Annotated in this window: 12 protein-coding genes; 8 read left to right on the forward strand and 4 right to left on the reverse strand. The window is 67.7% G+C overall.

What is annotated here, in order from left to right:
* The 8 genes from EII34_RS08685 to EII34_RS08715 all read left to right on the forward strand — a co-directional run bounded on the left by EII34_RS08685 (nucleotide 1) and on the right by EII34_RS08715 (nucleotide 7,761).
* Entirely contained in the window at nucleotides 1–1,512 is a 1,512-nt protein-coding gene (locus EII34_RS08685) for an aldehyde dehydrogenase family protein (protein WP_124844761.1), read from the forward strand.
* 174 nt (nucleotides 1,513–1,686) lie between these two features.
* Complete coding sequence (locus EII34_RS08690; RefSeq protein WP_124844762.1) at nucleotides 1,687–1,977, forward strand: BMC domain-containing protein; 291 nt, start codon at nucleotides 1,687–1,689, stop codon at nucleotides 1,975–1,977.
* Nucleotides 1,978–1,982: 5 nt separating this feature from the next.
* Nucleotides 1,983–2,603 carry a cupin domain-containing protein gene (locus EII34_RS08695; protein ID WP_124844763.1) on the forward strand — a complete coding sequence of 207 codons (621 nt, stop codon included), beginning with the start codon at nucleotides 1,983–1,985 and terminating at the stop codon, nucleotides 2,601–2,603.
* On the forward strand, nucleotides 2,600–3,361 hold the full coding sequence (locus tag EII34_RS08700) for a hypothetical protein (RefSeq protein WP_185711251.1): 762 nt from the start codon (nucleotides 2,600–2,602) through the stop codon (nucleotides 3,359–3,361). Before EII34_RS08695 ends, EII34_RS08700 begins: the two co-directional genes overlap by 4 nt.
* Nucleotides 3,358–4,182: an ethanolamine utilization protein EutJ gene (gene eutJ, locus EII34_RS08705; RefSeq protein ID WP_260425101.1), complete on the forward strand. Its 825-nt coding sequence runs from the start codon at nucleotides 3,358–3,360 to the stop codon at nucleotides 4,180–4,182. Before EII34_RS08700 ends, eutJ begins: the two co-directional genes overlap by 4 nt.
* A gap of 17 nt (nucleotides 4,183–4,199) precedes the next feature.
* On the forward strand, nucleotides 4,200–4,514 hold the full coding sequence (locus tag EII34_RS16530) for a hypothetical protein (protein ID WP_185711252.1): 315 nt from the start codon (nucleotides 4,200–4,202) through the stop codon (nucleotides 4,512–4,514).
* Nucleotide 4,515: 1 nt separating this feature from the next.
* The gene (pta, locus tag EII34_RS16290) at nucleotides 4,516–6,222 is read left to right on the forward strand and encodes a phosphate acetyltransferase (protein WP_260425102.1); all 1,707 of its coding nucleotides are present in this window, start codon (nucleotides 4,516–4,518) and stop codon (nucleotides 6,220–6,222) included.
* Between the two features lie 177 nt (nucleotides 6,223–6,399).
* Nucleotides 6,400–7,761: an MFS transporter gene (locus tag EII34_RS08715; RefSeq protein WP_124844766.1), complete on the forward strand. Its 1,362-nt coding sequence runs from the start codon at nucleotides 6,400–6,402 to the stop codon at nucleotides 7,759–7,761.
* Here EII34_RS08715 and EII34_RS08720 read toward each other — a convergent pair.
* From EII34_RS08720 to EII34_RS08735, 4 genes are all read right to left on the reverse strand, one after another.
* Complete coding sequence (locus tag EII34_RS08720; RefSeq protein WP_124844767.1) at nucleotides 7,747–8,292, reverse strand: TetR/AcrR family transcriptional regulator; 546 nt, start codon at nucleotides 8,290–8,292, stop codon at nucleotides 7,747–7,749. The two genes, EII34_RS08715 and EII34_RS08720, sit on opposite strands and share 15 nt — an antisense overlap.
* Nucleotides 8,289–10,829 carry a valine--tRNA ligase gene (valS, locus tag EII34_RS08725; protein ID WP_124844768.1) on the reverse strand — a complete coding sequence of 847 codons (2,541 nt, stop codon included), beginning with the start codon at nucleotides 10,827–10,829 and terminating at the stop codon, nucleotides 8,289–8,291. Before valS ends, EII34_RS08720 begins: the two co-directional genes overlap by 4 nt.
* A 64-nt stretch (nucleotides 10,830–10,893) precedes the next feature.
* Nucleotides 10,894–11,688, reverse strand: a complete 795-nt coding sequence (locus EII34_RS08730) for a DsbA family protein (protein WP_124844769.1) — start codon at nucleotides 11,686–11,688, stop codon at nucleotides 10,894–10,896.
* Between the two features lie 13 nt (nucleotides 11,689–11,701).
* Nucleotides 11,702–12,244, reverse strand: coding sequence for a DoxX family protein (locus EII34_RS08735; protein WP_260425103.1), 543 nt, complete (start codon nucleotides 12,242–12,244; stop codon nucleotides 11,702–11,704).
* Nucleotides 12,245–12,251: the final 7 nt, after the last annotated feature.

Below are 12,251 nucleotides of genomic sequence, written 5' to 3' on the forward strand. Positions count from 1 at the left end.
GTGACCGACAAGCTCCATGACGCTGATCTGTTGTCCGTGCAGCAGGCCCGGGACCTGTGCACGAATGCGCGAAAGGCCATGCGGCAGTTCCAGTTCGCCTCCCAGGAGGAGGTGGACCAGATCTGTGAGGCCATGGTCGCCGCCGCGATGGCGGAGGCCGGACGGCTCGGCCGGATGGCCCACGAGGAGACGGGCTTCGGGTACCCCGCCCACAAGAAGCTGAAGAACGAGTTCGCGGCCTCCAACGTGTGGGAGTCCATCAAGGACGTCCCCACCTGCGGGATCCTGCGGCACGACGAGGAACGCCGGATCGTCGAGATCGGCTGGCCCGTCGGGGTGATCGTCGCACTGACCCCCTCGACCAACCCCACCTCCACGGCGATCTTCAAGATCCTCATCGGGGTCAAGGCCCGCAATGCGGTGGTCGTGGCCCCCCACCCCTCGGCGGCCAAGTGCACGGCCGAGGCCGTGCGCATCATGATCGAGGCGGGGGAGAAGGCAGGGATGCCGCCCGGCCTGGTGGGATGCCTCACCGACATCACCATCGACGGCACCAATGCCCTGATGGATCATCATGCGACGTCGATGATCCTCGCCACGGGTGGCCCCGGCATGGTCAAGGCCGCACACAGCAAGGGCAAGCCGGCACTGGGCGTGGGACCGGGCAACGTCCCGGCCTACGTGGACCGCAGCGCCCACATCGTCAAGGCCGCCCAGATGATCGTGGAGTCGAAGTCCTTCGACTGCTCCACCATCTGCGCCACCGAGCAGGCGGTGATCGCGGATGCGCCCATCGCCGAACGGCTCAAGGCGGAGATGCAGGCCCGCGGTGCCCACTGGTTGACCAGGCAGGAGGCGGACAAGCTCGCTGCGAGGATGTTCCGTCCCAACGGGATGATGGTGGCGGACCTGGTGGGGCGCACCCCCCAGTACATCGCTTCCAAGGTCGGGATCGAGGTGCCCGCCGACGCGCGCATCCTCGTCGCCGATCTCGACGGGATCGGTCCGGAGCATCCGCTGTCGAGGGAGAAGCTCACCACCGTGCTCGGCTGGATGGTCGAGGACGGGTGGCGTGCCGGATGTGCCAGGGCACTGGAGATGCTGACCTTCGGCGGCGACGGGCACACCGTGGTCATCCACTCCCGTGACGAGGAGTCCGTCCTCGCCTTCGGGATCGAGAAACCCGCCTTCCGGGTCATCGTGAACACCTGGGGATCCCTGGGGGCCGTGGGCTGCACGACGGGGTTGATGCCGTCGCTGACCCTGGCCCCGGGTGGCATCGGTGGTGCCGTGGTCTCCGACAACATCACCATCCACCACGTGCTCAACATCAAGCGCGTGGCCTATCAGCTGCACGACGCCCCCGCCGTGGCGCGGGCACACGGTGGCGGGGATGCCGCCTCGACCAGGGCAGCCGCCCCGATGGCGGCGACCCATCAGGATGCAGCTGATGTGATCGAACGCATCGTCGCCAAGGTGCTCGCCGAGATGCAGGACCGGGGCGGGAGTTGACCGGGGAAGGAGATGTGAGTGACGGTCCAGACAACCGACAGCGCCTCCACCGAAAAGGTGGAGCCCCGTGGGGGCGCGACCAAAGCGGTTCCACCAAGCAAGGCCGAGGCCGCATCCGCGGCAACGGCAACCACCAGGAAGAAGCCAGCAACCAACACAAAGAGGAGTACTCCCATGGCTGATGTCCAGATGATCGCTCTCGGCATGGTCGAGACCAAGGGCCTCGTCGGCGCCGTCGAAGCGGCGGACGCGATGGTCAAGGCCGCCAACGTCCGCCTCATCGGCAAGGAGCAGATCGGTGCCGGTTACGTCACCGTCATGGTCCGTGGCGATGTCGGTGCGGTCAAGGCCGCCACCGATGCCGGTGCCGCTGCTGCCGGTCGCGTCGGTGAGCTCATCAGCGTGCACGTGATCCCGCGTCCCCACGGTGACGTCGAGATCATCCTGCCCGGCGGCAAGGCCTGAGATCGATGGGTGGTCGCCTCGTCATCACTGCTGACCGGGTCCGCGACGCTGTTGGAGGCAGCCTCGAGGTCCCGGCGGGAGCGGTCGTCACGCCGCTGGCGCGGGACGTGGCGGCGGATCTCGGGGTCACCCTGGTGGAGGGCACCGGAACGCAGGCAGCCGCCCCGGCCAAGGGGCAGGGTGCTCTCGCTGACCAGGTGCGCGACATCGTGACGAAACTGCTGGCCGGAACAGGGCTCGGGACCGGGGTGAACGCCCCGGCCCCGGCCCATCCGGTCAAGCTGTGTCGCGGTGACCAGGTGGTGACCGAGCCCTTCCCGTACCCCGGGCCGCAACCCGGCCAGCAGGTCAGGACCGCTGATGTGGTCACCGGTGAGGACGGTTCCCCGATGGCGGCGGGATACATGTCGCTGACCAAGGGTTCCTTCCCCTGGCACTTCAGCTACGACGAAGTCCAGATCGTCCTCGAGGGGGAGCTCCACCTCGGGACCCCGGACGGCGTCCGTGTCGGTCGTCCCGGGGATGTGCTCTACGTCCCCAAGGGCTCCGACATCACCTTCGGCACTCCCAGCTGGGCCCGTTTCGTCTATGTGACGTTCCCGGCTGACTGGGAGGCCGGACTGTGACCGTGATCTCCGAGGCGGACCTGCGCGCCCAACTCCGTCGTCCCACCCGAGGGGCCGTGATCGATGTTCCTGCCGGGGCCAGTCTCACGCCCTCGGCACGGGACTTCATCAAGGAGTGGGGGCTGCAGGTCCGCGAGATCCTGACCGAGGACGTGGCCGCTGGTCGCCCCGGTTGGTTGCGCGAGTCGGTCTTCCCCGTGGTCAAGGCCGAGCAGCCGCCGCGCTGCGGGACCTGTCAGGGGGAGATCACCCGTAAACCGGATGCCCTGACCCAGCTCAACGCCACCCAGTTCGTCCACAAGACCCATCCCAGGATCAGGTTGCGAGGGCAGGCGGACAGCCTCCACGCGTTGGTGCTCATGGCCCAGGCGCAGAGCACCGTGTCCGGTCCGCGGTGGCTGACCGAGGCGTTGGGGGTGCTCGCCGCGTACTGCAGGGAGCTGACCAGCGCCGAGTACAACGAACGTCCCGCGGCTGCACTCGAGCTGCCGGGCTGGGACGAGAAGGCGATCCACAAGGCCACCCATGATCCCGACGGGGTGCTGGGGGTGCCGCACGCCACCATCGACGGTACCTCTCCCGTCCTGATGCACTGGCTCAACCTGTGCCGCACCCACTGCCGGGAGCTGGAACTGACGGCCCTGGACACCTTCCCGGACCCGGAGCATCCCTACGGACCGTCGTTGAACCACGCCCTCAATCGCCTCTCCAGCGCCTTCTACCTGCTGCAGCTCAGGCTCGGTGAGGGGGAGGAGTGAAGGGAGTCAAGAAGCTGATGGCCGCGGCCAAGGCATCGATGAAGGCCGCGACACCGCTGCCGGCGAGTCTGCCCATCAAGGTGGGGGTGGATCTCGGCACCGCGTTCACCGTCATCATGGTCACCGATGCCGACGACCGGCCCCTGGCGGGGGCGAGCGTCTTCGCCGACGTGGTCCGCGACGGCGTGGTGTGGGATTTCGCCGGGGCCCGGGAGGTCGTCGCCGGACTGAAACAGGACCTGGAACGGCGTATCGGCCGTACCCTCGTCTCCGGGACCGTCACCGTCCCTCCGGCCGTCCATGACAGCGATCACCGCGCTCACCGCTACGTCATCGAGGGGGCAGGCATCGACTGCACCCGGGTGATCGACGAGACCACGGCCGCCAACGCGGTGCTCAGGATCAACGACGGTGCCGTCGTCGACATCGGCGGTGGCACCACGGGAATCGCTGTCATCAAGGGCGGCGAGGTGGTCAAGGTCGTCGATGAGCCGAGCGGTGGTACCCATCTCTCCCTCGTGGTGGCGGGAGGGCTCGGGATCAGCTTCGAGGAGGCCGAGAAGCTCAAACGCAAGCCCGCCCAGCAGGCCCGGATCGCCCCGATGGTGGCCCCGGTGCTGGAGAAGATGTCCACCATCGTCGCCCGCGCCATCGAGGGCCACGACGTCCCTCACATCCACTTGGTCGGAGGAACCAGTGCCTTCAAGGGTGTCGAGGAGATCATGACCCGGATCACCGGGGTGAAGGCCACGGCTGCCCCCCATCCCATGCTCGTCACACCGCTCGGCGTCGCCAGCTGGGCAGAACCCACCACCGACTGAACCTGAAGGAGACCACCATGGCACGCCAGATCGTCACCCAGGACCAGATCATCCAGCTCCTGGCCGAGGGGGCCTGCGAGCTGCGCGTCGATGCCGATGCGATCATCACCGATGTCGCCGCCGAGCTGGCCCAGGACCGGGGGCTGCGGATCATCCGCGGCACCGACACCGTCTCGGGTGCACCGAGCACACGGTCGACACCGACGCCGACATCGCAGTCAAGCGGTGCAGTGCCACCCCCGCGTGATGAGGTCCGACGTGCCGTCGTGGCGGCGCTCGGCGCCGAGCCGGAACAGCTGGATGCCGTGCTGGACCGAGTCCTCGAGGCCTGAGATGAGCGTTCGGACACATCTCATCCCGATCGCGGCGTCGGGGGACAGCAACGCGGCCGTGCGGGTGTTGACGCAGGTGTTGCGTGGTGCCGCCACCATCGACCTCGGTCCGGCCTTCACGGCTGACCCGACTGCGGTGGCGAAGGACCCCGATGCGGCGTTGGGCCGGGCCCTCGACATGGTGGAGGCCGCGGGGGAGGAGGTCATCAGCCACACCACACTGCCCGCTGCGCTGCAACCGCTGACCCTCGAACTGGGGGCGAAGCTCGCCGCGACGCTCGGGGCCGGGGTCGTGCTGGTGCAGGACTGGGAGGACGCCGCTGCGCTCGAGGTGGCGACCACCGTCTGCCGGGCCCACGGGGCCGAGGTCGTCGCGACCTTCGACGGCCGCAGTCTCCGGCTCGCCGAGTTGCCCGACCTGGCCGCTCCGAACGGACTCGGTGTGGCGGACATCCTGCGGGACCTCGTCGCCGGGAGCCGCCCGGTCGTTCCCGCTGAACGTGACGATCTCCTGCTGGGGCTGCTCATCGGGCTGGCCTCCGGTCAGTTCCCGCTGCCCGCCTCCGTCCTGGTCGACGGCGAGCCCCGTGGCAGTCTGGCCGAGATGTGGCGCAGCCTGCTGCCCCAGGTACCGTTGCGCCGTCGCGGCGAGGTGACCGCACCCCAGCCGACGAAACAGCAGCTGGTCACCGTGCTCGACAGGCATCACGAGAAGGCCGTCACCCCGGTCCGGTTCCAGCGAGGACTGCTGGCCGAGGCCAGGGCGGCGAGTTCCCACATCGTCCTGCCGGAGGGTGTTGAGCCGCGCATCCTGCGTGCCGCGGATCAGCTGTTGCAGGACGGGGCCGTGAGGCTGACCCTGCTGGGTGATCCCGATGAGGTCGCTCGTCTGGCGGCAGCGGAGGGGGTCGACATCGACGGTGCGGAGGTGGTCGATCCGCTCACCCATCCGTGGCGGGACCGGTTCGCCGACGAGTACGCGGAGCTGCGTGCGAAGAAGGGGGTCACCCGGGAGCAGGCCTTCGAGAGGATGGCCGACGTGTCCTACTTCGGCACGATGATGGTGCGTGATGGCCTGGCCGACGGGATGGTCTCCGGTGCGATCCACACCACCGCCCACACCATCCGTCCGGCCTTCGAGGTGATCCGTACCCGGCCCGGGGTCTCGGTGGTCTCCTCGGCCTTCTTCATGTGCCTGGCCGATCGGGTGCTGGTGTTCGGTGACTGCGCGGTCAATCCGAACCCGACCCCGGCCCAGTTGGCAGACATCGCGGCGGCCTCGGCCGAGACGGCCCGCAGTTTCGGTATCAACCCCAGGGTGGCGCTGCTGTCCTACTCGACGGGGACCTCCGGTGCCGGGCCGGACGTCGAGGCCGTGACCGAGGCCACCCGGTTGCTGCGCGAGGCAGCCCCGGACCTGGCCTGCGACGGTCCGCTGCAGTTCGACGCGGCGGTGGATGCGAAGGTCGCGCGTTCCAAGGCCCCGGACTCGCCGGTGGCCGGACAGGCCAATGTGCTGATCTTCCCCGACCTGAACGCGGGCAACATCGGCTACAAGGCGGTGCAACGCACCGCCGGTGCACTGGCCATCGGTCCGGTGCTGCAGGGCCTCAACAAGCCGGTCAACGACCTGTCCCGGGGTGCCCTGGTCGAGGACATCGTCAACACGGTGCTCATCACCGCGATCCAGGCCGGGGCTGCCCGGTGACGTAGCCGACGAAGAACGGCCTGCCGCCAAGGACGTACACGCCAGCCTCTTCTGCCAGGGATTCGTGCCGGGAAGGGCGTGGCTTCAGCCCACCCTGTCTGCTGGAAGTCGATCGCCCGGTTGACAGTACGTGATTCCTGACTACAGTTCTTAGTGATCACTAACTAAGGAGATGGGATGAAGTCAGGATCGTCCACGGGCGTGGTGGCGCTCACCGCTGGTGCCGCATTCATCGCGGGGCTCGACAACCTCGTGGTCACCTTCGCGTTGCCCGCGATCCAGCAGGACTTCGGGCTGGAGGTCTCCGCGCTGAGCTGGATCGTGAACGCCTACACCTTCACCTTCGCCGTGTTCATGCTGGCGGCAGCGGCCGTCGGGGAGCGCATCGGCAGGAGGACGGCCTTCCAGGTCGGGGTGGGCATCTTCACCGCCGCCTCCATCGTGGTTGCCCTGTCACCCGGTGTCGAGGTGCTCGTGATCGCCCGGGCCGTCCAGGGAGTGGGGGCGGCGATCCTCGTCCCGCTCTCCTTGACCCTGCTCGTGCAGGAGACGGTCGAGGAGAGACGCCCGGTGGCCATCGCCGTCTGGTCGGCGGCTCAAGGGCTCGCAACGGCGATCGGCCCGCTGATCGGTGGGGCCATCGTGCAGTTCGTCGGTTGGCAGTGGGGCTTCTGGATCAACGTACCCATCGGCCTGCTGCTCATGTTCGCTGCGCCACGCATGGTCCGCGACCTCACCACCAGCACAGGGGCCTTCGACCTCGTCGGTCTCATCGGACTCTCGACGGCGGTGCTGGCCCTGGTGATCGCCCTGACAGCAGGCGGTCCCGCACTGGCCATCGGCGTCGGTGCCGTGGCTGTGGTGTCGTTCGTCTGGTTCCTGGGTCACATCCGGCGGTCCCGACACCCGGTCATCGATCCCGGCCTGCTGAGCTCGAGGGGATTCACCCTGACCAATCTCACCGCGTTGTTGGTGACCGCCGGGATGTTCGGGGTGGTCTTCCTGCTCACCCAGTACCTCCAGCGGGTGCGTGGGTACGAACCACTGCAGGCCGGGTTGCTCACCCTGCCCTGGACCCTGCTGCCGGTGCTCGCGGCCCCCATCGCCGGGCAGCTCGTGCCCCGGTTCGGCACGGGGCGCATCCTGACGTTCGGTGCCCTGCTCCAGGCGGCCTCACTGGTCTCGTTCGCCCTGGTCCTGCGGCCTGACGTGCCCTACCTGCTCCTGCTGCCGGGGCTGCTGCTCGCCGGGCTGGGGATGGGTGCCTTCTTCGCGGTGCTCGCCACCCAGGCCCTGCGCTTCGTCCCGGCCAAGGATGAAGGGATCGCCTCGGGCATCAACAACTTCGTCCGGGAACTGGGCGTGCTCATCGGTGTCGCGATGCTCACCGCGGTCTTCATCATCACCGGTGACCAGAGCGATGCCGCACAGTTCACCCGAGGTCTGGTCGCAAGCCTGTGGGTCGGGGCAGCGGTCCTCACCCTCGCCGTGGTGAGCAGCCTGTCAACCCCGAAACCGGATGACTCACCTGCTGCCTGAGGAGCGCTGCCAGGCCCTGGTCACCGTGCACTGACCGATCTCATCGAGCTGGAGGGCGGCGGCGACGTTGTAGAGGACCCAGCCTCCCATCATGTCCCCGACCACCTCCGTCGAGGCGCCGGACAGCGACCCGACCAGGCGCCAGATGCGCTCGAAGCGTTGCGCCACGACCTCGCGGATCTCCTCGTCGGTGCAGCTGGCCGCCCAGGCCTGCAGCTGGAGGGTCAACAGTTCCTTCTCCTTCGACAGCAGGGCGTCGTAGGCCGTGGCCAACGCCTGTCCTGGCTCAGCGGCGGTGGCGTTCTCCGCGGCCTCCAGCAGAACGGCCTCGATGCGGTCGCAACACAGTTGCCACGTCGCGATGAACAGTTGCAGCTTGGAGCCGAAGAGCTGGAACAGGTAGGGCTGGGAAACTCCCACCCGTGCGGCGATGGCCTGGGTCGATGCGCCGTGGTAGCCGGAACGGGCGAACTCATGGGTGGCCGCCGTCAGCACCTGGTGCCGACGCTGCTCGGCGGACATCCTGCTCATTGAGCCAGCTCGGCCTCGGCCGTGAGCGGACCGTCGGCGACCTCCCAGGTGATCTCCCCGGTGATCCGGCACACCGCCCTCAGGTCTGCCTCGACGGCCTGCAGACGTTCCAGTGAGGCCTGCTCGCCCCGGAAGACGACGGCCGTCACGGGGGTCTTCATCGAGGCCTTCGCACTCGACTTGGCACCGCGTACCGCGATCAGCACGGCGGCGACATCCGCGATGAGCTCGGTGGCGCCGTCAGTGTTGACCTCCGTGGGCACCGGCCAGGCAGCCTTGTGGATCGAGGAGCCGTGGGTCCACGACCAGGTCTCCTCCGTCACGAACGGCAGGAACGGGGCGAACAGCCTCAGCTGCACGTCGAGGGCCAGGGCCAGGGCATGCTGGGCCGAGGCCTGTTCCTCGGGGGAGTGGGTGCCGTAGGCGCGCTCCTTGACCAGCTCCAGGTAGTCGTCGCAGAAGGCCCAGAAGAAGGACTCCGCCACCTCCAGTGCAGTGGTGTAGTCGAACTCCTCGAAGGCCCGTGTGGCGGCGGTGACCACCTCGGCCAGCCCGGCCAGCATCGCCTTGTCGACGGGATTGATCACCCGGGCGAGATCACCCGGCTCCGGTGCCATCGACAGCACGAACTTCCCGGCGTTGAGGATCTTCATCGCCAGGCGACGGCCCACCTTCATCTGTGACTCGTCGAAGGGGGAGTCCATGCCGGGACGGGCCATCGCAGCCCGCCACCGGACCGCGTCGGAGCCATACTTCTCCAGGATGTCGGAGGGCACCACGACGTTGCCCTTGGACTTCGACATCTTCTTGCGGTCCGGGTCCACGACGAAACCGGAGATGGTGGCGCGCTTCCATGGCAACGAGTGGTTCTCCGCATTGGCGCGGACCACCCGGGAGAACAGCCAGGTGCGGATGATGTCGTGGGCCTGAGGGGCGATGTCCATCGGGAAGGTCAGGGCGAACAGTTCCGGGTCCCGCTCCCAGCCGCAGGCGATCTGCGGGGTCAGCGACGAGGTGGCCCAGGTGTCCATCACGTCCGGGTCGGCGATGAAACCGCCCGGGACGCCGCGCTGCGACTCGTCGTAGCCGGGCGGGCAGGTGGTGACGGGATCCACCGGCAGGCTCGCCTCGTCGGCGACGATCATCGCCTCGTGGTCGGGCTCCCCGTCGGCATCCAGCGGGTACCACACGGGGAACGGCACCCCGAAGAACCGCTGCCGGGAGATCAGCCAGTCCCCGTTGAGCCCACTCACCCAGTTGTCGTAGCGGTGACGCATGTGGTCCGGGGTCCACTCCAGCTCCTGGCCCCGCTCCAGCAGTGTGGCCTTCAGCTGCTCGTCACGGCCGCCGTTGGCGAGGTACCACTGCCGGGTGGCGACGATCTCGAGCGGCTTGTCACCCTTCTCGTAGAAGTTGACGGGACGCGAGATCGGCTTCGGCTCACCGTCGAGATCACCGGAGGAGCGCAGCAGCTCCACCATCGCGGCCCGGGCGGAGAAAACGGTCTTGCCCGCCAGCTCGGCGTACGGCTCCGGATTCACCAGCCACTCAGGGGTCTCCCGCTGCAGCCTGCCGTCACGGCCGATCACGGTTCGGGTGGGCAGCTCCAGTTCCCGCCACCACTGCACGTCGGTGAGGTCACCGAAGGTACAGCACATCGCGATTCCGGCACCCTTGTCGGGTTCGGCCGCAGGATGGGCCAGCACTGGCACCTCGACCCCGAAGACGGGGGAGGAGACCGTGGTGCCGAAGAGGGTCTGGTAGCGCTCGTCGTCGGGATGGGCGATCAGGGCACAGACACTCGGCAGCAGCTCTGGCCGGGTGGTCTCGATGAACACCGGGCCGTCCTCCCGGTGGAAGGCCACCCGGTGGTAGGCCCCCGGGTGCTCCCGGGACTCGAGTTCGGCCTGGGCGACGGCGGTCTGGAAGGTGACGTCCCACATGGTCGGGGCATGGCTGAGGTAGGCCTCGCCCCGGGCCAGGTTGCGCAGGAAGGCGCGCTGCGCCACCGCCTGCGTGGTCGGCGAGATCGTGGTGTAGAGGGTGTCCCAGTCGATGGACAGCCCGAGGTGACGCCACAGCTCCTCGAAGACCTGCTCGTCGATGGCGGTCAGCTCCTGACACAGCTCCACGAAGTTGCGGCGAGAGATCGCCACCTGTCGCTTCGGGTCGGGTTTCGCCGGGGGGGTGAAGTCCTCCTCGTAGGGCAACGACGGGTCACAACGCACCCCGTAGTAGTTCTGGACGCGTCGCTCCGTCGGCAGACCGTTGTCATCCCAACCCATCGGGTAGAACACCTGCTTGCCGAGCATCCGCTGGTGGCGGGCGATGGTGTCGGTGTGGGTGTAGGAGAACACGTGGCCGACGTGCAGCGATCCCGAGACCGTCGGTGGCGGGGTGTCGATGGAGAACACCTCGTCGCGGCTGGTCGGTCGCTGGAAGGCGTAGGTGGCGTCCTCCCGCCATACCTGCGCCCACTTGTCCTCGAGTCCTTCGAGAGCGGGCTTTGCAGGCAGGCCGGAGGCATAGTTCGTCATGGACAGGCATCGTAGTTGTGCCTGCCGAGAACCGTCGAATGGAAACGCCCCGGGGCGTCTTCGTTCAGGAGTTCTTGAGCTTCTCGATCGCCTCCATGAGGGATTCGGCGGTCGGCTCGATGAGGACGCTCTTGGCGGCCTCGTCGTAGAACTTCAGTTCCTTGCCGTCGACGGTGAAGGTCGGGGTCTGCGTGATCCCGTTCTCCGACATCGCCTTGTAGGACTTCTCCGCGAAGTTGGCGTAGGCCTTGTCGTCGTAGAGCTTCTGGAACTCGGTCAGGGCCTCGCCGGTGATCCCGGCCTGGGCGGCGAAGTCCACGCGGAGCTGCTCATCGCTGAAACCGGCCCCCTCGTTCGGCTGGTTGTCGAAGACCACCTTGTGGTATTCGCGGTACTTGCCGACGGCGTCGGCTGCGGCCGCCGCCAGGGCGGCTCGCGAGGAGGACTTCGCGTTGCCGTCACGGTTCACGCTGTCCAGGAAGTAGGCGGTTCGGATCTCGACCGTGATCCTCCCCTCGTCGACGAGCTGGGTGACCACGCTGCCGTACTCCTGCTCCCGAGACTTGCATCCCGGGCACTGGTAGTCCTCGTAGATGACCAGGTGCGGGACCTCGCCGCTCGGTTTGGTGTCCTGGGAGACCAGCTGGATGCCGTGGCCCTCGGTGGCGTTCGGTGGCGTCGCCACGTTGCTGTTCCTGCCCACGACCTGGGTGAGGACGATGGCGACGATCGCCACGGCGATGATTGCGAGCACACCGAGGCCGATGCCCATCATGCGCTTCTGGCGGGCCTGGCGTTCCTCCAGCTCCTGCTGCCGTCGCAGGGCTGCACGCTTGCTCAGATTCGAGTTGTTGGCCATGTCGGGGTACTTCTCATTCCTTCTCGTCCGCGTCGCTCGCGGAGGTGCTTTCAGTCATTGAACGGGTGGGGGTCCCGAAAAGTGCCCGGTCCAGGCTGAACAGTGACTGGGGACGCAGCATCAGCCAACCGCACAACGTCGCCATCCCGAGGTTCTCCGCCATCTTCAGGGGGTACTGGGTCTGCGAGGCATCCACCTCACCGCCGGTGCCGAAACAGCCGCAGTCGATGTTGATGCCCTGACTCCAGACCCAGGCGATGCCCCCCATGAACATCAACAGCATGACGAAGATCGCGGCCGCGGCCCACCGGGTGAACAGTCCCCCCAGCAGCAGCAGGCCCGCGGCGATCTCCACCACGGGGAGCACGATCGACAGGATGTGCGCCACGTCCCACCCCACCAACTGGTACGCCAGGATGTTCGCCCGGAAACCCTCCATGTCGACGATCTTGACGGCCCCCGCCCACACGAAGACGATTCCCGGGATGATGCGGGCGATGAGGCCCACCCAGTCCTTCCAGGAACGGATGGACGACGCAGCGTACGAATCGGTCACCAGCTCA

Origin of the sequence: Arachnia propionica, from assembly GCF_003859805.1 — a bacterium.
Classification (GTDB): Bacteria; Actinomycetota; Actinomycetes; order Propionibacteriales; family Propionibacteriaceae; genus Arachnia; species Arachnia propionica_C.

Bases quoted from the DNA above. Each gene is read 5' to 3' on its own strand.
- valS (WP_124844768.1), bottom strand. From the start codon at position 10,829: ATGACGAACTATGCCTCCGGCCTGCCTGCAAAGCCCGCTCTCGAAGGA.
- EII34_RS08695 (WP_124844763.1), top strand. From the start codon at position 1,983: ATGGGTGGTCGCCTCGTCATCACTGCTGACCGGGTCCGCGACGCTGTT.
- EII34_RS08730 (WP_124844769.1), bottom strand. From the start codon at position 11,688: ATGGCCAACAACTCGAATCTGAGCAAGCGTGCAGCCCTGCGACGGCAG.
- EII34_RS08720 (WP_124844767.1), bottom strand. From the start codon at position 8,292: ATGAGCAGGATGTCCGCCGAGCAGCGTCGGCACCAGGTGCTGACGGCG.
- EII34_RS08715 (WP_124844766.1), top strand. From the start codon at position 6,400: ATGAAGTCAGGATCGTCCACGGGCGTGGTGGCGCTCACCGCTGGTGCC.
- EII34_RS16530 (WP_185711252.1), top strand. From the start codon at position 4,200: ATGGCACGCCAGATCGTCACCCAGGACCAGATCATCCAGCTCCTGGCC.
- pta (WP_260425102.1), top strand. From the start codon at position 4,516: ATGAGCGTTCGGACACATCTCATCCCGATCGCGGCGTCGGGGGACAGC.
- EII34_RS08690 (WP_124844762.1), top strand. From the start codon at position 1,687: ATGGCTGATGTCCAGATGATCGCTCTCGGCATGGTCGAGACCAAGGGC.